Origin of the sequence: Streptomyces kunmingensis (genome assembly GCF_039533535.1) — a bacterium.
Taxonomy (GTDB): Bacteria; Actinomycetota; Actinomycetes; order Streptomycetales; family Streptomycetaceae; genus Streptomyces; species Streptomyces kunmingensis.
Map to the genome: position 1 here is coordinate 174,654 of NZ_BAAATS010000006.1, position 17,900 is coordinate 192,553.

The 17,900-nt window shown below is 71.8% G+C and carries 16 protein-coding genes and 1 pseudogene; 8 read left to right on the plus strand and 9 right to left on the minus strand.

Features of this window, described 5'->3' with window-relative positions; all coding sequences use genetic code 11:
* A pseudogene (locus ABD366_RS09130) lies at positions 1 to 550 on the minus strand (succinate dehydrogenase); the annotation flags it as partial.
* 133 nt (positions 551 to 683) lie between these two features.
* Between ABD366_RS09130 and ABD366_RS09135 the strand changes: the two are divergent.
* On the plus strand, positions 684 to 1,574 hold the full coding sequence (locus ABD366_RS09135) for a LysR family transcriptional regulator (RefSeq protein ID WP_324775061.1): 891 nt from the start codon (positions 684 to 686) through the stop codon (positions 1,572 to 1,574).
* Between the two features lie 376 nt (positions 1,575 to 1,950).
* Here the strand turns inward: ABD366_RS09135 and ABD366_RS09140 are convergent, their stop codons facing one another.
* From ABD366_RS09140 to ABD366_RS09150, 3 genes are all read right to left on the minus strand, one after another.
* The gene (locus tag ABD366_RS09140) at positions 1,951 to 4,098 is read right to left on the minus strand and encodes a putative bifunctional diguanylate cyclase/phosphodiesterase (protein WP_324775063.1); all 2,148 of its coding nucleotides are present in this window, start codon (positions 4,096 to 4,098) and stop codon (positions 1,951 to 1,953) included.
* The gene (locus ABD366_RS09145; protein ID WP_324775065.1) at positions 4,095 to 4,910 is read right to left on the minus strand and encodes an SAM-dependent methyltransferase; all 816 of its coding nucleotides are present in this window, start codon (positions 4,908 to 4,910) and stop codon (positions 4,095 to 4,097) included. Before ABD366_RS09145 ends, ABD366_RS09140 begins: the two co-directional genes overlap by 4 nt.
* A gap of 297 nt (positions 4,911 to 5,207) precedes the next feature.
* Positions 5,208 to 6,167 (minus strand): SCO0930 family lipoprotein, encoded by a 960-nt coding sequence (locus ABD366_RS09150; protein ID WP_324775067.1) that lies wholly within the window; start codon positions 6,165 to 6,167, stop codon positions 5,208 to 5,210.
* 838 nt (positions 6,168 to 7,005) lie between these two features.
* Here ABD366_RS09150 and ABD366_RS09155 point away from each other — a divergent pair.
* Both ABD366_RS09155 and ABD366_RS09160 read left to right on the plus strand, forming a co-directional pair.
* Positions 7,006 to 7,767 carry a bestrophin-like domain gene (locus ABD366_RS09155; RefSeq protein ID WP_324770218.1) on the plus strand — a complete coding sequence of 254 codons (762 nt, stop codon included), beginning with the start codon at positions 7,006 to 7,008 and terminating at the stop codon, positions 7,765 to 7,767.
* Between the two features lie 145 nt (positions 7,768 to 7,912).
* A complete protein-coding gene (locus ABD366_RS09160) occupies positions 7,913 to 8,422 on the plus strand; it encodes a hypothetical protein (RefSeq protein WP_324770217.1) in 510 nt (169 codons plus the stop codon).
* Between the two features lie 10 nt (positions 8,423 to 8,432).
* On the opposite strand, the gene ABD366_RS09165 is transcribed toward ABD366_RS09160, so the two are convergent.
* A complete protein-coding gene (locus tag ABD366_RS09165) occupies positions 8,433 to 8,924 on the minus strand; it encodes a hypothetical protein (RefSeq protein ID WP_324770216.1) in 492 nt (163 codons plus the stop codon).
* 346 nt (positions 8,925 to 9,270) lie between these two features.
* Between ABD366_RS09165 and ABD366_RS09170 the strand changes: the two genes are divergently transcribed.
* The 3 genes from ABD366_RS09170 (at position 9,271) to ABD366_RS09180 (ending at position 12,033) form a co-directional block, all read left to right on the plus strand.
* Positions 9,271 to 9,930 (plus strand): class F sortase, encoded by a 660-nt coding sequence (locus ABD366_RS09170; RefSeq protein WP_324770215.1) that lies wholly within the window; start codon positions 9,271 to 9,273, stop codon positions 9,928 to 9,930.
* Positions 9,931 to 10,015: 85 nt separating this feature from the next.
* A complete protein-coding gene (locus ABD366_RS09175; protein WP_324770213.1) occupies positions 10,016 to 10,477 on the plus strand; it encodes a universal stress protein in 462 nt (153 codons plus the stop codon).
* 101 nt (positions 10,478 to 10,578) lie between these two features.
* Complete coding sequence (locus ABD366_RS09180; RefSeq protein WP_324770211.1) at positions 10,579 to 12,033, plus strand: amino acid permease; 1,455 nt, start codon at positions 10,579 to 10,581, stop codon at positions 12,031 to 12,033.
* A 16-nt stretch (positions 12,034 to 12,049) separates the two neighbouring features.
* Here the strand turns inward: ABD366_RS09180 and ABD366_RS09185 are convergent, their stop codons facing one another.
* The gene (locus tag ABD366_RS09185) at positions 12,050 to 13,201 is read right to left on the minus strand and encodes a CapA family protein (protein WP_344441443.1); all 1,152 of its coding nucleotides are present in this window, start codon (positions 13,199 to 13,201) and stop codon (positions 12,050 to 12,052) included.
* Between the two features lie 247 nt (positions 13,202 to 13,448).
* Between ABD366_RS09185 and ABD366_RS09190 the strand changes: the two genes are divergently transcribed.
* Together ABD366_RS09190 and ABD366_RS09195 are read left to right on the plus strand one after the other, a co-directional pair.
* The gene (locus ABD366_RS09190) at positions 13,449 to 13,985 is read left to right on the plus strand and encodes a sigma-70 family RNA polymerase sigma factor (protein ID WP_324770224.1); all 537 of its coding nucleotides are present in this window, start codon (positions 13,449 to 13,451) and stop codon (positions 13,983 to 13,985) included.
* Between the two features lie 146 nt (positions 13,986 to 14,131).
* Positions 14,132 to 14,641 carry a hypothetical protein gene (locus ABD366_RS09195; protein ID WP_324770225.1) on the plus strand — a complete coding sequence of 170 codons (510 nt, stop codon included), beginning with the start codon at positions 14,132 to 14,134 and terminating at the stop codon, positions 14,639 to 14,641.
* Positions 14,642 to 14,655: 14 nt separating this feature from the next.
* Here ABD366_RS09195 and ABD366_RS09200 read toward each other — a convergent pair whose 3' ends face one another.
* From ABD366_RS09200 to ABD366_RS09210, 3 genes are read right to left on the minus strand one after another with little or no spacing between them, the layout of a single operon-like run.
* Positions 14,656 to 15,849, minus strand: a complete 1,194-nt coding sequence (locus tag ABD366_RS09200; protein WP_324770226.1) for a sensor histidine kinase — start codon at positions 15,847 to 15,849, stop codon at positions 14,656 to 14,658.
* Positions 15,846 to 17,528, minus strand: coding sequence for a sodium/solute symporter (locus ABD366_RS09205; protein WP_324770227.1), 1,683 nt, complete (start codon positions 17,526 to 17,528; stop codon positions 15,846 to 15,848). The genes ABD366_RS09200 and ABD366_RS09205 overlap by 4 nt, the downstream gene beginning before the upstream one ends.
* Positions 17,525 to 17,869 (minus strand): hypothetical protein, encoded by a 345-nt coding sequence (locus ABD366_RS09210; protein WP_324770230.1) that lies wholly within the window; start codon positions 17,867 to 17,869, stop codon positions 17,525 to 17,527. Before ABD366_RS09210 ends, ABD366_RS09205 begins: the two co-directional genes overlap by 4 nt.
* Positions 17,870 to 17,900: the final 31 nt, after the last annotated feature.

Here is a 17,900-nt window from a genome sequence, read left to right on the forward strand (position 1 = left end):
GGGTCTGCGCGGCGCTCCAGAACCCGTGCTGGATGTGGAAGCCGAGGGCGAGCATCGCGACGATGTAGACGACGTTGCTGTACCAGGTCGAGAACGTGTCGATGATGTTCTGGTACGGGTGCAGGTGCTCGTAGCCGCCCGGGTGCACGGTGCCCGTGGTCAGGTCGAGGATGTGCCAGACGATGAACAGGCCGAGGATGATGCCGCCCCAGCGCATGGTGCGGGTGGCATAGCTCGCGCCCGGCTTCTTGTGCACGTACTTGCTGGGGCGCGCCTTGATGTCGCGGCGGCTGAGCTGGTACGCGGACGTCGCGTGGGCCACGACGGCGACGACGAGCACGATGCGCACCAGCCACAGCGCCCACTCGTAGTGGAGCACCGGCTCGCCCATGGTGCGCAGCCAGTGGGCGTAGTGGTTGATCTCGGCGGGACCGAAGAAGATCTTGAGATTCCCGATCATGTGCGCGACCAGGTAGAGCAGCATCACGATGCCGCTGACAGCCATCACGGTCTTCTTGCCGAGGGAGCTGTCCCAGATCGTGCGTGTCATGGACGGTCGTCGGTCCGTCCGCGTTGCCAGAGCCATGGAATGAGACGGTAGGGCCGAAGCACCCGATCGGTCCAAGACATGGAGCAGCTCATTTCCATAGGCATTGCCTATGCTGGGAACTATTCTGCTCTTCATGCAGTTCCAACAGCTCCAGTATTTCGTCGCGGTCGCGGAGACCCGGCACTTCACGCGCGCCGCCGAACTGGTGCACGTCGCCCAGCCCTCGCTGTCCCAGCAGATCCGCGCGCTGGAGCGGGAGCTGGGGGTGGACCTCTTCCAGCGGGCCCGCGGGAACATCACGCTCACCGACGCGGGCGAGGCGCTGCTGCCGCTGGCCCGCCGGATCCTCGCCGACGCGGACACCGCCCGGCACGAGGTGCAGGAGCTGGCGCAGCTCAGGCGCGGGCGGGTGCGGCTCGGGGCGACGCCCTCGCTCTGCACGGGCCTGCTGCCGGACGTGCTGCGCGCCTTCCACGACCGCTATCCCGGCATCCAGCTGCTCATCGAGGAGGGCGGCTCGCACGATCTCGTACGCGAACTTGCGCGCGGGGCACTGGATCTGGCGCTGGTCGTCCTCCCCCTGCCGGCGCCGGCGCCCGCGCTGACGACGGTGGAGCTGCTGCGGGAGGAGCTGGTCGTGGTCTCCTCACCGAGCGCGCCCCGGCCCGGGCGCGGGCGGCAGTCGGTACGGATCTCCGACCTGGAGGGCGAGCGGCTCGTGATGTTCCGGCACGGCTACGACCTGCGGGAACTCACCGTCGCGGCGTGCCGGGCCGAGGGGTTCGACCCGGACTTCGCGGTGGAGGGCGGGGAGATGGACGCGGTCCTCGGTTTCGTGCGGGCGGGGCTCGGGGTGGCCGTGGTGCCCCACATGGTCGCGCTGCGGGCGGGGGCGGATCTGCGCGTCACGCCGTTGGCCCGGCCGGGGCTGCACCGCACGATCGCGCTGGCCCACCGCAGCGACGTGGCTCCGCCGCGGGCTGCGCGCGAGCTTCAGCGGATGCTTGTGGAGCGGGATGAGTGAGTACTCGGGGTGCGGGGGTGCTTGTTCGCCGACCGCGCCCCAGCGGGGGTTGGCCGCGAAGTTCGCCGACCGCGCCCCGGTGGGGGTTGTCCGCGAAGTTCGCCGACCGCGCCCCGGTGGGGCTTCTCGCGCAGTTCCCCGCGCCCCTGAGGCGTGCGGCTTCGCCGCAGCCCCATGAGCGTATCCCGCCGCGCACCAAGCGCGCCCTCCGAGATGGCGCACGCAGTGCGCATCTCAGGGGCGCGGGGAACTGCGCGACCAGCCCCCACCGGGCCGCAGACACACAACCCCAGGGGCGCGGGGAACTGCGCGAGTGGCCACGGCGAGGCGCATCCGGCGACGACCACCCGGTTCCGCGGAGATCAAACCGCCCCGTTCACCCCGTCGCGTCGGCCAACGCCAACTCGTGCAACCGGTCCGGAGGACCCGGCCGCGCGTAGTACCAGCCCTGAGCCGTGTCACAGCCCAGCTCCCGCAACTGCTCGGCCTGAGCCCCCGTCTCCACGCCCTCGACCGTGACGGCCAGGTCCAGGCTGTGGGCCAGTGACACGATGCCCTCGACGATCTTCAGGTCGACCGGATCGGCGGGGAACTGCTGCATGCCCTGCGTGAAGGAACGGTCCAGCTTGAGTACGTTCACCGGCAGCCGCCGCAGATTCGCCAGGTTCGAGTACCCCGTACCGAAATCGTCGAGCGCTATGTCGACCCCCATCTCCGAGAGGCGCCGCAGCGGCTTCAGCAGATCGTCGTCGGCACCGATCAGCGCCGACTCCGTCACCTCCAGGCACAGCGCCCCCGGCGCGAGACCGCAGCGCTCCAGAATCTCGACCGTGTCGGAGACGAGGCCGGGGTGGGTGAGCTGCATCGGCGACAGGTTCACGTTGATGCGCAGCGGTCCGGCCTGCTCGTGGCGGTCCTGCCATTCGCGGGCCTGGCGCACCGACTCCTCCAGGACCCAGCGGCCGAGCGGCACGATGAGCCCCGTGTGCTCGGCGAGCGGGATGAAGCGGTCGGGCCCGAGGACCCCGTGCTGCGGATGGCGCCAGCGCACGAGCGCCTCGGCGCCGCGCACACTGCCGTCACCGAGGTGGACGAGCGGCTGGTACTCGATGAAGAACTCGTTCCGGTCCAGGGCCGCGGGCAGCGCCGTCGTCAGCCCGTGCCGGGTGATGGCGCGGGCGTCGGCCTCGGGGTCGGCCAGCTCGTAGCGGTTGCCGCCCGCGGACTTGGCCCGGTACATCGTGATGTCGGCGCTGCGCAGCACCTCGGCGGGGCTGCGGTCGCCGACGGGGCCCTCGACGATGCCGATGGAACCGCGCACCGTGAGTTCGCGGCCGTCGATCCGGATCGGGCTGGCAAGCGCTCCCATGATGCGTCCCGCGAGCTCGTCGACCTCCGCCTCGGTGTCCCGGCCGGTGGTCAGCGCCACGAACTCGTCGCCGCCGAGCCGGGCGACCATCTCGCCGGGCGCGGTCGCGCAGGCCTGCAGCCGGTCGGCGACCTCGACGAGGAGCCGGTCGCCCACCGCGTGGCCGAGGCTGTCGTTGATGGTCTTGAAGCCGTCGAGGTCGAGGTAGCAGAGCCCGAACCGCATGCCCTCGCCCGCGCCGAGCACCTTCTCCAGGCGCTCGAAGAACAGGGTGCGGTTGGGCAGCCCGGTCAGGGCGTCGTGCGTGGCCTCGTACCGGAGCCGCAGGTTCAGCAGGCGGCGCTCGGTCGTGTCCTCCATCAGTGCCAGCTGGTACTGCGGTACGCCGTCGGCGTCGCGCAGCAGCGAGACCGTCAGGTTCGTCCACAGCGCGGTGCCGTCGGGCCGGTGGAACGCCTTCTCGACGCGGTAGTGCTCGCGCTCGCCGCGCACCAGCTCGTGGTAGAGGTGCCACACCTGCGGGGCGTCGTCGGGGTGGGTCCACTCCGCGACGTTGCGCCCGCGCAGCAGCCCCTCGGCGCCGCCGAACATCCGCACGAGCGCGTCGTTGACCTCGAGGACAGTGCCGTCGAGGGAGGCGATGCTGATGCCGATCGCGGCTCCGTGGAACACCGCGCGGAACCGGGCCTCGCTCGCGTGCAGCGCCTCGGCGACCGCGCTGCGGGCGTTGAGCGCGGCCCGCGAGATGGCCTCCTGCTCGGCGAGCGTACGTTCGCGCAGCGCGGCCGCGAAGCCGGCGGCGACGGTGTGCTGGAGGCGGGCACAGCGGGCGCGCAGATCGTCCTCGCGCTCCGGGGTGCGCGCTTCCTCGCCGCAGTACAGGACGAGGTAGGCCTCGACCACGTCGAGGGTGCGGCTGAGCGCCTCGGGGTCGGTGCAGTGGACGTCGATCAGGGCGGCCCCGACGGCCTGTCCCTGTGCGGCGTCCAGGGCCCGGGCGGCCAGCGCGGAGCGCAGCCGGCGGGCGAGTGGCACGAGTTCCTGTTCGAACTCGGGCCGGGTCAGGGACGTCGCCGTCACCGGAAAGATCGCCCGGCTCCAGATCGTGGCGAACCTGCGCAGTCTGTCCTCCGGTCCGCCCGGCTCATCGCTCACGCCTTGCGCCCCACTCCCACATAGCCCGCGAAAGTGAACGGGTCCTCGTCCTCGGGCGCGGTCTGTGGCCGCCACACCGGCATCTGCACGATGCCCGGCTCGACCACCTCGTACCCCTGGAAGAACCGTCCGATCTCCTCGCGGCTCCGCATGATCAGCGGATTGCGGACATCGTTCCGGTAGACGTCGACCGCGCCGCCGGCCTGCTCGGTCGATATGGGCATGCCCTCGTACGTGGCGTGCGTCACGATCAACAGGCTGCCGGGCGCGAGCGCCTCGCTGAGTTCGGCCACCGCCCCGTAGGGGTCGTCGGCGTCCTCGATGAAGTGCAGTACGGCGACCAGGAGGAGCGCCACCGGCCGCTCCAGGTCCAGGAGTTCACCGATCTCGGGGCTGCGCAGCAGCTCCCTCGGCTTGCGCAGGTCGGCCGCCACGACCGCGGTGTCCGGGTTGCCCTCGAGGACGGCCCGGCTGTGCGCGACGGCGACCGGGTCGTGGTCGACGTAGACCACCCGGGCGCCGGGGCTCGCCTGCTGCGCCACCTCGTGGACGTTGCCGAAGGTCGGGATGCCCGAGCCGATGTCGAGGAACTGGGTCAGCCCCTCGTCGACGGCGTAGCGCACCGCCCGCCGCATGAACGCCCGGTTCGCTTGCATGATCTTGGGCAGGCCCGGCAGGAACTCCATGGCCTTGCGGGCGGCTTCCCTGTCGACCTCGAAGTTGTGCGAACCGCCCAGGTAATAGTCGTAGATCCGGGACACACTGGGCACCGAGATGTCGATGCCCTGCGGGGCCCAGGCAGGACGCTCCATCAATCTCTCCAAGGCGTAGGCGAGCCGGTGTTCGAGCAGAGGCTACTGATCAGCCGCCAAAGGAGCGAGTCAAAACGGAAATTGACCATCCGTTCTCGGTCACTGCCTGCGGCACCTGCCATTTGGCAAAGATCCGAAACCATCCCGAAACCGTCTCTGTCCCTACCGAAAAGAACCGGTCCGTTCCCGACGCATGACCATCACTCGGCCATACAGGGAACGGACCGGCCATTCGCCCAATCCTTCAACGACTCTACTGCCCGCCGCGTGCCGGGCACCCCGGCGTCACCGCGGTTGTTACTTGGGGGCGCCCACCGGTTTCCCCTCGGGCGAGGCCGCGTACCAAGTGCCGCCGACACCCTGCCCGTTGGTGTCGCCGGGCTTCTTGTCGCCGGAGAACGTATAGACCGGCCAGCAGTTCAGGGTCTGCTGCTTGGTCCCGTCGGGCCGGTCGAACGTCATGTATCCCTTCAGTGGAATGTTCTCGGTGTCGTTCTTGGCGACCGGCGCCACCGCGGGCCACTTCTGCGCACAGGCGCCGACACAGTTGGACTTGATGGGCCAGGCAGAATCCTTCAGGAAGCGGTAGACGGTCATCCCGTTCTTGTCGACGACGATCTCGCCGAGTTCGGGATCCTTGCGCGTGGAGAGTCCGGCGAGGTCGGCGGGCTGTTCGGCGGGTTCCTCGGCCGCCGCCGGGCTCGCCTTCTTGCCGTCGGGGGCCGCCGCGTACCACGTGCCGCCCACGCCCTGCCCCTTGGCGTCGCCGGGGTTGGTGTCCATGGCGTAGCGGTACATCGGCCAGCCGTCGATGGTCAGCTGTTTGGTGCCGTCGGCGGCGGTGACCTCGTCGATCAGCGACGGGTCGACGCCGGGCGCGACCTTTGCGCCGCTCGCGGGGACGGCCGGCCAGGCCTTCAGGCAGGCCGCGTCGCAGTTCGACTTGGGCGGCTGCGCCGTGTCCTTGTCGAACCGGTAGAGCGTGAACCCGGCGCTGTCCGTGACGACCTTGCCGAGCTTCTTGCTGTCCCACACGGCCAGCTGCCCCGCGGCCTTGGCCTTCGGCGCCGCGTCCGCCTTGTCCTGCGCGGACGAGCCGTAACCGTCGGATCCGTAACCGCCCTGCGCCGGGGCGGCATTGCCCACGTTCTGGCCGTTCGTGGACGTGCCGCCGTCTTCCTGACCGCACGCCGTCGTCAGCGCAAGCAGGGCCGCAGCTGTCGCTACGAGCGAGGCGCTCCGCCAGGAGGTCTTCATCGTCAACTCCCGCATAGTGCTTGGGTGTTGTGCGAAGCCGGTCGGGTCCGCACATGGCCCTAGGTACGGGTGGGGGCAGCGGGTGCGTTCAACGCGGTCCAAGATTTATTGACGCGGAGCGACCCTCCGAGCGACTCGCACGGGGGACGGGGCGGGTCCCAAACACGCGTACTAGCGATCCCCACCTTCGGGGTATTCCGCTCGATCGACGGCGTGCCCGGCCGCCGCAGCGCTCATGATCTCGGTCGTGCACCGAACCATGCGGGCCAGGTCGGCCCTGGTCACCCGAGTCGTCGCGGCGGTGGCCGTCGCCTGGCTGTGCGGTACGCCCGTCGCCGCCGCCGCGCCCCTCGCGCCGTCCGACAGCTGCGCCTACGCCTCGGTCGACGGGGGCCCGAGCGGCGGCGCCGTGGCGGTCGCCGGCGACGGCGGCATGTGCAGTGCGGGGCCGAGCACGCGCCCGCCGAAGCCGACGCCGCCGCCCAGACCGACTCCGCCCGAACCCGCCCCGCCGCCTCCCGCGCGCCCGCCCGCTCCGGCGCCCCCGTCGCCGGCACCGCCGGCGCCCCCTTCTCCCCCGTCTCCGTCACCGTCACCACCGGCGCCCTCGCCCCCACCGCCTCCGTCACCGCCACCGCCACCGAGCGCCGCCCCCGCCCGCCCGGGGCCCCCGAAACCGGCCCCCGCGGCCGTGCACTACCCCGTGTACCGCCCCACGGTGCATCGCGCACCGCCGCGCGGCGGACCGTCCCTCGTCACGCTCACCCTGCTCATCACCGCGCCCGCGGTGCTCGCGGTCGCCGCACTGCGCCCCCGCTGAACCTGTGTGGAGGTTCCGATGTCGGAATGGCTTGTTCTCGCCCTCGCGATGGTCGCCGTCTGTGCGGTCGTGCTCATCGTCCAGGTCCTGCAGCAACGGAGAATCGGTGAGGACGACGACCCGTCCGAGACCCCGGACGTCATCGAGTACATGACGATGATGATCGGGGTGGTCTACGCGATCGTCCTCGGCCTGGCCATCGCGGGCGCCTGGGAGGCACGCAGCGCCGCCCAGGACCACGTACGCAACGAGGCGCAGGCGCTGCACGAGATCCACGAGCGCGTCCGCGTCTACCCCGCCGACGTCCGTGCCACGATCCGGGCGGATGTCGACACCTATGTCAGCCATGTCGTGACCACGGAGTGGCACGCGATGCGCACGAAGGGCGAGCTGACGGACAGGGGTACACAACTGCTCGACAAAGTCCGCCACGACGTCACCGATTTTGAGCCGCGGGACGACTTCCAGGCCCAGGCCTATCAGCCACTCCTGGACCAGGTGGCGGCGGCCGACGACGCGCGCAACGCCCGCGCGGACTCGACCGGGGCCACGATGCCGGGCGTCGTCTGGTTCGGGCTGATCGTCGGCGGTCTGGTGACCATCGGCATGATCTTCGCGCTGCAGATCCGGCGTACGCGCCGCGAGCTGCTCCTGGCGGGCCTCTTCTCGTCGCTGATCGCCTTCCTGCTCTTCCTGATCTGGGACTTCGACGCGCCCTACAGCCGCGGCGTCGCGGCGAGCGCGGAGCCGTTCCTGATGCTCTTCCCGGGGGCCCAGTGACCCCGTCGGCCCAGCCGGGTGACCCGTTCGCACGACACGGATAGCGCCCATACGGGTCTTTATTTAGCGTTTCGGGCATCGAGGTGCTTGTCCCGAGCGTGCGGAACCGGTCCGCAGCTGCCCCTCGTGACCCGGAGGAACCCCCATGCACGCGATACGCGCCGCTTCCGCCGCCGTGCTGTCCCTCACCGCGCTCTCCCTCGCCGCGCCCTTCGCCGCGGCGGGGGACGAGCACGCGTTCGAGGCCGACGTCTCGCCCACCACGGTCGCCGCGGGCGGCCGGGTGATGCTGTCCCAGAGCGGCTGCAAGGGCAGGACCGAGGTGAGCGCCGGGATCTTCGATGCCGTGTCGCTCGGCAAGGACAACAGCTCCAAGTCCGTCACCGTCGACTGGGACGCCAAGCAGGGCGCGATGTACTCCGTGCAGTTCGCCTGCGAGGGCCACCGGACCCGGTCCGTCGACCTGACCATCGCGGGCGGCAGGCCGGACGACTCCGCTTCCCCGCCCGCCGACCACGGGGTCGACGCCGGTGTCGGCGGCAGCATCGGCGGCTTCGACCTGCACGAGATCGGCCTCGGCGCGGCACTGATCACGGGCGCGGTCGGCACCGCGTACTACTTCTCGCGGCGCCGCACCGGCGACGGCAAGGGCTGACGTCCCCGGGTCAGGCCTTGTTCTCCGCGCGGCGGCGCAGCCAGAACACGCCGCCGCCGATGAGCGAGGAGGCGACCAGCACCCCGCCGATCACCGTGTCGGTGCTGCTCGCCCTGGGTTCCCGTGTGCCGCCGAGGCCACCGCGTACCCCGCCGTGGACGACCGTGAACGCGGCCGGCCGGGTCACCGTCGCCCCCTGGCAGTGCACGCTGATGTCGTGCGCCCCCGGCCCCGCGGCGCCGTGCACCGTGGCGGTCGCCTTCGCTGCGCCACCTCCGGGGACCGCGCGGAAGTCGGCCGTGCCGAAGGCGTCGGACGTGGCGGTGCCGCCGGACCGGCACGTGGCGCCGTCGACGGTGACGGTGAGCTGTCCGCCGCGCGGGACGGCGCCCGGCCCGGCCGTGATGGTGGACGGTCCCGTCCACGCGGACGCGGCGGGGGCGGCCAGGCCGACAGCGGCGGCCACGACGGCGGACACCGTCAGGGCGCGGGTGGTACGCATGGGACTCCTCCGCGGAAGGCGCTCCCGGGAGTCGTCCCGGGAAGGTCGGCGTGAGCACCTCCCGGACGAACCCTCAGATGCCGTGGGCGCAGCCGCATTTCGGGGATCGGCCGTCCTGGTGAGCCGACACACCGAAGGATCTCCGCGCGGGCCGACATCGCCGCAGGTCACGGCCGGACGGACAGACGCGGGCGCCGTCGACCCGGATGGCGCACCGGCCGCCCGCACAGCCGCGGGCGCCGCCACCCGTTCGCCCCCGACCCGTCGCCGCCCGCACCGGCCCGCCTTAGCGTTTCCGTACGCGCCACGGTCGCGGTCCCGCCGCCGCGCCAGAGGGGATGAGCACATGTCCGACGCACGGCTCACCGACGAGGAGCAGCCGAGGAAGCGCGCCCCGTGGGGCGTCCTGGCGCTGGTGCTGCTGACCGGCCTCGCGCTGATCCGCAACGGCTCGGGAGAATTCGACCTGGGCCCGCCCCAGCCCGCGTCGGCCGCCGCCGCGGACGGCCGCTCCCCCACGTGGGCCGCGTCGAGGACGCCCGGGCCGCTGCCGTTCTCGACGGTGGAGCGCGTACGGATCCCGGCGATCCAGGTCGACGCACCGGTGACGCAGGTCGGTCTCGACGCGCAGGGCTGGGTGGACGCGCCCCCGCCCGAGGACCCGAACCTGGCGGGCTGGTTCACGGGGGCCGTCTCCCCCGGCGAGAAGGGCACGGCCGTCGTCGTCGGCCACGTGGACAACCTGCGGGGGCCGGCCGTCTTCTACGGTCTGGGCTCCCTGAAGAAGGGCCGGCACGTCGAGGTCCGCCGCGAGGACGGCAGGACGGCCGTCTTCGAGGTCTACGGGATCGAGGTCTTCGCGAAGTCGCACTTCCCCGGCACGAAGGTCTACGGCTCCACCGGCGTACCGGAGTTGCGCGTCATCACCTGCGGCGGCGGTTACTCCGCGAAGAGCGGCTACGACGGCAACGTGGTGGTCTTCGCCCGTCTGGTGTCCGTGCGCTGAGCGGTCCCCGCGACCGCCGCGGAACCGGAGAATCCGTTCTCCCCCCGCCCCTTCCCCCACCTGGGGGTTCCGCTAGCCTCTGCGCGTGACCGATCAGCAGCCACACCAGTTCGAACGCGGCACCGACGGGCCCAAGGTGATCGTGGTCGGAGTCGACGGCTCCGAATCCTCGTTCCGGGCCGCGGCCTACGCCGGGGGCCTGGCCCGGCGCCAGCACGCGCTGCTGGCCGTCGTCTATGTGCAGCCCGTGATGTCGGCCGGCGCCGCGCTCGGCGTACCCGTCGCGGAGACGACCGACGAGATCGCCGAGAGCCTCATCGCGGAGATCCGGGAGGCCACGGAGCGGGTGAAGGACATATACGCCGTGCGCTGGGAGTTCCACACGTTCCGCGGCGACCCGTTCAACGGGCTGGTCACCGCCGCCGACGACCTCAAGGCCGACGCCGTCGTGGTCGGTGCCTCCGAGCAGGCCGGGCACCGCATCGTCGGCTCGGTCGCCGTCCGCCTGGTGAAGGCCGGACGCTGGCCGGTCACGGTCGTGCCGTAACCGTCGAAGCCGGACCGCGAAGGCGCGTCGTCTTCCGCCGCCGCCGTCTCGGGTGCATCATGATCGGCCGTCAGCCGTCACGTCTGCGAAGAGGTGAGCTCATGGCCGTTCCCCCACGCCCGCGCCTGGGACAAGGCGTGCTGCGCCGCAAACCCATCGAACAGATCGAGGACACCGGGGGCGGGCCGGGCGGCGGCCCCTCGCAGCTCACCCGCTCGCTCGGCCTCTGGCAGCTCACCGCGATCGGCGTCGGCGGCATCATCGGCGCGGGCATCTTCACCCTCGCGGGCACGGTCGCCAACGGCACGGCGGGCCCCGCCGTCCTCATCTCCTTCCTCATCGCGGGCATCGCCAGCGCGGCGGCGGCCCTGTCCTACGCGGAGTTCGCCGGGCTCATCCCGAAGGCCGGGTCGGCGTACACGTACGGCTACGCGGTGCTCGGCGAGCTCGCCGGCTGGTTCATCGGCTGGGACCTGCTCCTGGAGTACACGGCGATCGTCGCGGTCGTGGCGATCGGCATCTCGGGGTACTTCAGTTTCCTGCTCGGCGAGATGGGCCTGGACCTGCCGAAGTGGATGCTGGGCGCGCCCGGCACGGGCAGCGGGCACAAGGTCGACCTGTTCGCCGCGGCGCTGTGCCTGCTCATCGCGTACCTGCTCACCCTCGGCATCAGGAATGCGGCCCGCTTCGAGACGGTCGTCGTCGTCCTCAAGGTGCTGGTGGTGCTGCTCGTCATCGGGGTGGGCTTCTTCCACATCAACACCGGCAACTACACGCCGTTCTTCCCGTTCGGGGTGAGCGGCGCGTTCACGGGCGCGGCGACCGTCTTCTTCGCCGTCTTCGGGTACGACGCCATGTCGACGGCGGCGGAGGAGTCGAAGGACGCGCAGCGCCACATGCCGAAGGCGATCCTCTACTCGCTCGCCATCTCGATGGTGTTGTACGTGCTCGCCTGCCTGGTGCTGACCGGTATGCAGAACTACAAGGACATCGACCCGGAGAGCGGGTTCTCGACCGCGTTCAAGGCGGCCGGTCTGAGCGGTCTCGCGGACGTGATCGCGGTGGGCGCCATCATCGGCATCATGACCGTCATGTTCACGTTCATGCTGGGCGTGACCCGGGTCTGGTTCAGCATGTCCCGCGACGGTCTGCTGCCGAAGTGGTTCGCGAAGACGCACCCGACGCGGCACGTGCCGACGCGCGTGACGTGGATCGTCGGCTTCGCGTCCGCCGCCATCGCCGGGTTCCTGCCGATCGGCGAGGCGGCCGAACTGACCAACATCGGCATCCTGTTGGCGTTCGTCGTGGTGTGCGTCGCGGTGATCGTGCTGCGCTACCGGCAGCCGGACCTGCCGCGCACGTTCCGCACACCCGGGATGCCCTTCGTGCCCGCGCTGGGGGTCGTCTTCTCGATCTGGCTGATCACGTTCCTGCAGTGGCAGACCTGGGTGCGGTTCGCCGTGTGGTTCCTGATCGGGCTCGTCGTCTACTTCGGATACTCGTACAGGAAGTCAGAACTGGCCCGGCCCGGCCGCACGGACGGCGACCGCGCCTAGGTCCTGTCTGGAGCGGCTACCTGCCCATGAGAAGGCCGTCCTCGGCGGCGCCCCTGCTGAGGACGGTCCGGCGGATGCGGTCACGGATGCCGGCGAGGCCGGCGCCCCGGGCGGCGGCCCGGTTCAGGTTCACCACACGGTCGGAGCGCGGGTCGAACCAGGCGGGGACGAACTCCGCCCTCGTCACCTGCCAGCGCTCGCCGGGGCGGGCGGGCCGGGTGAAGGTGAAGCGGCCGATCGTGCTCATGTTGCCGCGGGCGTCCCGGGCCCCCTCGTGGTTGAACATCTCGCCGGCGACCTGGTCGCCCATGCCGTAGATGATCCAGACCCCGTTGACCTTCTCGTACGCCTGCGGGATGTGTGCGTGGGTGCCGAGGATCAGGTCGATGTCGGGGCGGCTGTGTGTGCGGGACGCGGTGAGTTCCCTGCCGAGGCCGAGTTGCTGGGCGTCCGGCTCGTCCTGCCATTCGGTGCCCCAGTGCAGCGAGACGACGACCACGTCGGCGCCCGCCTTCCGGGCGGCGCGGGCATCGGCGACGATGCGCTGACGGTCCACCAGGTTGACGGCCCACGGGCGCCCTTGGGGCAGTGGATAGCCGTTCGTGGCATAGGTGTACGCGAGGTGTGCGACCTCGGCGCCGCCGGCGCGGAGCCGGCCCGGGCCGCGCCCCTCGGCGGCCGTGCGGCCCGACCCGGCGTGCGCGATCCCGGCCCGGTCGAGTGCGCCGAGCGTGCGGGCGATGCCGTCGGCTCCGTCGTCGAGGGTGTGGTTGGAGGCCGTGGAGCAGGAGTCGTAGCCGGTGGCCCGCAGGCCCGCGGCGACCTGCGGCGGGGACTTGAACGCCGGGTAGCCGCTGTAGTGGCCGTCCGCGCCGTACACGGTCTCCATATGGCAGAGGGCGAGGTCCGCCGGGGCCACGACCGCCCTGGCCCCGGCCAGCATGGGGCGGAAGTCGTAGCCGTGACCGCCCGCGTCCGCGTGCGCCCGGTCGATGATCGAGGTGTGCGGCAGGACGTCGCCGGACGCGACGAGCGTGAAGCCGCGGGGCGCCGCGGGGGCGGCGCCCGGAGTGCGGGGCGGTTGCGGGGGCGGGGCGGCGCAGCCCGCGCCGAGGCCGATCAGCACGGCGACGCAAGCTGCCGCCGTCCGGCGCGTACTCCGTGTCATCACTCAGGCTCCTTGAAGGGCGCGGTCCCGCTCGTGGGTGCGTTGCGGGGTTCTTCTTTGTCGTACGCATGCATGTACGAGGACAAGGCGGGTTCAAGCACACATACCGGATTCATCCCTGAATAGGTGTCACGCCGCTGCTCCGCCCGGCCCGTTCACCGCACCGTTCGTCGACGGCATCGACCGCCTGCCGCAGAGCCGCGCGTGCCCCCTGGGCCGACGCGGCGGCCTGCGTTGCCATACGCGCATGACGACGGCGCTCACGAGACCCACGACCCCGGAGGAGGACCTCGCCCAGGTCCAGCGGGAGCACGGCGCACCGCTGTTCTCGTTCCTGCTGCGCCTGTGCGACGGGGACCGCCAGCGCGCGGAGGACCTGGTCCAGGAGACGTACGTACGAGCCTGGCAGCATCCGGAGGCGCTCGACTCGCGGTACGAGTCGGTGCGGCCCTGGCTCTTCACGGTGGGGCGGCGGCTCGCCATCGACGCCCGCCGGGCGCGGCTCGCCCGGCCCGCGGAGGTGGGCGACGCGGTCCTGGAGAGCGCGCGGGTCTGCGGCGACCACGCCGAGCGGTCCGCCGCCGCGCTCGACGTGCGGGAAGCGGTGGCGACGCTCAGTCCTGAGCACCGGGCGGTGCTCCTCGAGGTCTACTTCAAGGGCGCCAGTGTGGCGGAAGCCGCAGGAGCACTCGGCATTCCCCCGGGTACCGTGAAGTCCCGCGCGTACTACGCGTTGCGGGCGTTGCGAAGGGTGCTTCCGGGCTACGCGCCTGACCTGCGCTGAAACGGTGGGTCGGGTCAAGCATCGGTAAAGCGCCTTGCTCGGCGTGCTGTTTCCTCGGTTGAGTAATCCGCTGTCCTCCCCGGTGAGTTGGACGGGTGGGGTCCGGGGGCCGGCGAAGCGCACGGACCGGAGGAAGGCAGGAAAGGATGTTGCACGAGAGCCAGGGCGGTGCCTCGGGCGCCGACGGCGGTGAACTCGTCGTTCCCATGGCGTGGTTGTACGCCGAGTACATCGCGGACGAACTGTTGCGTACCGGGGATCTGATGCCCCCCACGTCCTTCGAGTTCCGGGCCGGGCGCGACGCGCTCGCCCTGACGATCTTCCTGTCCGACTCGGACGACGAGCTGTCCGGGATCCGGGTGGTGTCGCAGCTGGACACGTGGTCGTCGCTGACGGCGTACGACCAGCCGTGGCAGGCCTGGGTGCGGGCGCGTTTCACGGAGCGGGAGGAGCGGGAGCGGGCCGCGTGCGGCGGACCTGGCTCGCCCGATCTGGAGCTGGCCGCCGCCGCCTGGAGATGGCTGGAGGAGACGGAGCTGCTCGCGCCGGATCTCGACGCCGTGCCCGTCCCGGACGAGGAGGACGGGCCGCAGGTGTGGACCCCGGCGTGGCAGCTGGGGTTACCGCTCGGGCATCTGGCCATCCATCTGTTCTGAGAACGGGTCGGCGTTCAGGGCGCGTACACGCCGGCCCGGTACTTCGGTATACGGATCGTGATCTTCGTGCCCGCGCCGATGCCCGTCTCGATCACGAGGCCGTACGCGTCGCCGAAGACCTGCCGCAGGCGCTCGTCGACGTTCGACAGGCCGATGCCGTGCGAGGCGCCGCCCTCGCCGCGCAGGACCGCCCGCAGCTCCGCGGGGTCCATGCCCACGCCGTCGTCCTCGATCACCACCTCGGCCTCGGCGCCCGCGTCCGTCGCCCCGATGGTGATACGGCTGCGGGTCACCGCGCCCTCCAGGCCGTGCTTGACCGCGTTCTCCACGAGGGGTTGCAGGCACAGGAACGGGAGCGTGACCGGCAGGACCTCCGGGGCGATCTGCAGGGTCACGGAGAGGCGGTCGCCGAAGCGGGCCCGGACCAGTGCCAGGTACTGGTCGATGGAGTGGAGTTCGTCGGCGAGGGTGGTGAACTCGCCGTGTTTGCGGAACGAGTAGCGGGTGAAGTCGGCGAACTCGAGGAGCAGCTCGCGGGCCCGCTCGGGATCCGTACGGACGAACGAGGCGATCGCGGCGAGGGAGTTGAAGATGAAGTGCGGTGAGATCTGGGCCCGCAGCGCCTTGATCTCGGCCTCGATGAGGCGGGTCCTGGAGCGGTCGAGCTCGGCGAGTTCGAGCTGGACCGAGACCCAGCGGGCCACCTCGTCCGTGGCCCGCGCCAGGACCGCGGACTCGTGGGGCGCGTAGGCGACCAGCGAGCCGAGGACGCGCCCGTCGGCGACGACCGGGGCCGCCACCGCCCAGCGCAGCGGGCAGTCGACGTCGGCGCAGCCGCAGTCGAACGCCACGGAGCGGCCCCCGGCCAGGACCGGGACGACCTGGCCCAGGACGTGGGCGGCGTGCTGCTGTTCGGCGGCGCCGTCCCAGGCGAGGACCGCCGAGCGGTTGGTCACGGCCAGGGCGTCCGTGCCCAGCAGCGTGCGCAGGCGGCGGGCGGACTTGCGGGCCGTGTCCTCGGTGAGGCCCGCGCGCAGGGCCGGGGCGGCCAGGGAGGCGGTGTGCAGGGTTTCAAAGGTGGCCCGCTCGACCGGGGTGCCCACGTCGCTGCGGCCCGCGGGGTGGGCGGTGCGTCTGCCGACGAGGAAGCCGGCCGCCAGCAGGACCGGGCAGAGGGCGAGGAGGGTCGCTGTGACGGTGCCGGTCACTGGGCGTGGCCTTCCGTCGTGGGGTGCGGGGGCGTGATGGGGGCGCGAGTTGGCGGTGGTTGCTCGCGCCGTTCCCCGCGCCCCTTCAGGGCGCCACCCGCCGCGGGGGCGGAGGGCGTCCTGCGAGTGCCGGTTGCCGGTGGTTGCTCGCGCCGTTCCCCGCGCCCCTGAGGGGCGCCCGACCACAGTGTCTCCGGGAGGTGGAGGCGGGTCATGGTTGCTGTCGTGTGGGGTGGGATCGTGTGCGGGGTGGCCAAGGACACCAGGATCATCGTCAGGAAGCCGACCGGGACCGACCAGAGCGCGGGCCAGGCGAGCAAGGTGTGGAGCCAGCCCTCCGTGGCCGCGCCCGCCACCGTCGACGTCACCGCCACGAACGCCGAGCCGCCGCCCAGGAAGAGACCGGCCAACGCCCCCGGAGGGGTGAGGCGGCGCCACCAGATGCCCAGGATGAGGAGCGGGCAGAAGGAGGACGCGGAGACCGCGAAGGCCATGCCGACCGCGTCCGCCACCGGGACACCGTCCACCAGGAGCGCCAGGGCCAGGGGCACCGCCATCGACAGCGCGACGGCCAGCCGGAAGTGCCGTACGCCACGTGACGGCAGGACGTCCTGGCTGACAACCCCGGCCACCGCCATCGTCAGGCCGGACGCCGTCGACAGGAACGCGGCGAACGCGCCGCCCGCCACCAGGGCGCCGAGCAGATCGCCCGCCACGCCGCCCACGACGAGACCGGGCAGCAGCAGGACCGTGGCGTCCGCGTCGTGGGTGGCGGTCAGGCCGGGCGCGTACAGCCGGCCCAGCCAGCCGTAGAGCGGGGGCAGCAGGTAGAACGTGCCGATCAGGGCCAGGACCACCACCGTCGTGCGGCGGGCCGCGCGGCCGTTCGGGCTCGTGTAGAAGCGGACGACGACATGCGGCAGGCCCATCGTCCCGAGGAACGTGGCGACGATCAGCCCGTACGTGGCGTAGAGCGGGTGGTCGGCGCGGCTGGTGGCCAGCGGCTGGCCCGCGCCGACGCCCGCCGAGGGCAGATCGGCCGGCGGCAGGTCACCCGGCGGGCTGCCGCTCCCCCGCCAGGCCAGGAGCAGGAAGAACGCCGGGACCAGCAGGGCCGTCAGCTTCAGCCAGTACTGGAAGGCCTGGACGAAGGTGATCGAGCGCATGCCGCCGGCCGCCACGGCGAGCACGACCACCGCCGCGACCAGCGCGCCGCCGAACCAGCGCGGCGCCCCGGTGAGGATCTGCAGGGTCAGGCCCGCGCCCTGGAGCTGCGGCACCAGGTACAGCCAGCCCGCGCCGACGACGAACATGCTGACCACGCGGCGGACCTGGAGCGACTCCAGGCGGCCCTCGGCGAAGTCCGGCAGGGTGTAGGCGCCCGAGCGGCGCAGCGGCGCCGCGACGAAGACGAGCAGGACGAGGTAGCCGGCCGTGTAGCCGACCGGGTACCAGAGCATGTCGGGGCCGTGGACGAGGAGCAGGCCCGCGATGCCGAGGAAGGACGCCGCGGAGAGGTACTCGCCGCTGATCGCCGCCGCGTTGAGGCGGGGGCCGACGGTGCGCGAGGCGACGTAGAAGTCGGAGGTCGTGCGGGAGATGCGCAGCCCGAAGCCGCCGATGAGGACGGTGGCGAGGACGACGACGGCCACCGCGGGGATCGCGTACGCCTCGTTCACGGCGCTCCGGTGTCACGGCCGCGGACCAGATCGGCGAAGTCGCGTTCGTTGCGCTCGGCGCGGCGCACGTACCACCAGGCGATGAGGACGAGGAACGGGTAGCAGCCGACGCCGAGGACGAGCCATTCGACGGCCGGGTTGCGCAGGGCGCCGAAGAAGAGCGGCAGCACGGCGACGGGCAGCGCCAGGACGGCGAACGCGGCTGCCGCCGCCCGGAGTTGGCCGCGCATGAGGGACCGTACGTAGGCGGCGCCGAGCGGGGTCTGTTCGTCGATCTCGCCCTGGGTGCGCAGGCCGGGCAGACCGGGCGCGCCGTGCACGGTGCGCGGCTCGCCGGTCACCACCTGCCGCCGTGGTTCGGACACGGGCGGA

Excerpts from the sequence above, each read along its gene's own strand:
- ABD366_RS09165 (WP_324770216.1), bottom strand. The coding sequence starts at position 8,924 with ATGCGTACCACCCGCGCCCTGACGGTGTCCGCCGTCGTGGCCGCCGCT.
- ABD366_RS09160 (WP_324770217.1), top strand. The coding sequence starts at position 7,913 with ATGCACGCGATACGCGCCGCTTCCGCCGCCGTGCTGTCCCTCACCGCG.
- ABD366_RS09195 (WP_324770225.1), top strand. The coding sequence starts at position 14,132 with ATGTTGCACGAGAGCCAGGGCGGTGCCTCGGGCGCCGACGGCGGTGAA.
- ABD366_RS09170 (WP_324770215.1), top strand. The coding sequence starts at position 9,271 with ATGTCCGACGCACGGCTCACCGACGAGGAGCAGCCGAGGAAGCGCGCC.
- ABD366_RS09185 (WP_344441443.1), bottom strand. The coding sequence starts at position 13,201 with ATGACACGGAGTACGCGCCGGACGGCGGCAGCTTGCGTCGCCGTGCTG.
- ABD366_RS09145 (WP_324775065.1), bottom strand. The coding sequence starts at position 4,910 with ATGGAGCGTCCTGCCTGGGCCCCGCAGGGCATCGACATCTCGGTGCCC.
- ABD366_RS09155 (WP_324770218.1), top strand. The coding sequence starts at position 7,006 with ATGTCGGAATGGCTTGTTCTCGCCCTCGCGATGGTCGCCGTCTGTGCG.
- ABD366_RS09190 (WP_324770224.1), top strand. The coding sequence starts at position 13,449 with ATGACGACGGCGCTCACGAGACCCACGACCCCGGAGGAGGACCTCGCC.
- ABD366_RS09180 (WP_324770211.1), top strand. The coding sequence starts at position 10,579 with ATGGCCGTTCCCCCACGCCCGCGCCTGGGACAAGGCGTGCTGCGCCGC.
- ABD366_RS09135 (WP_324775061.1), top strand. The coding sequence starts at position 684 with ATGCAGTTCCAACAGCTCCAGTATTTCGTCGCGGTCGCGGAGACCCGG.
- ABD366_RS09150 (WP_324775067.1), bottom strand. The coding sequence starts at position 6,167 with ATGAAGACCTCCTGGCGGAGCGCCTCGCTCGTAGCGACAGCTGCGGCC.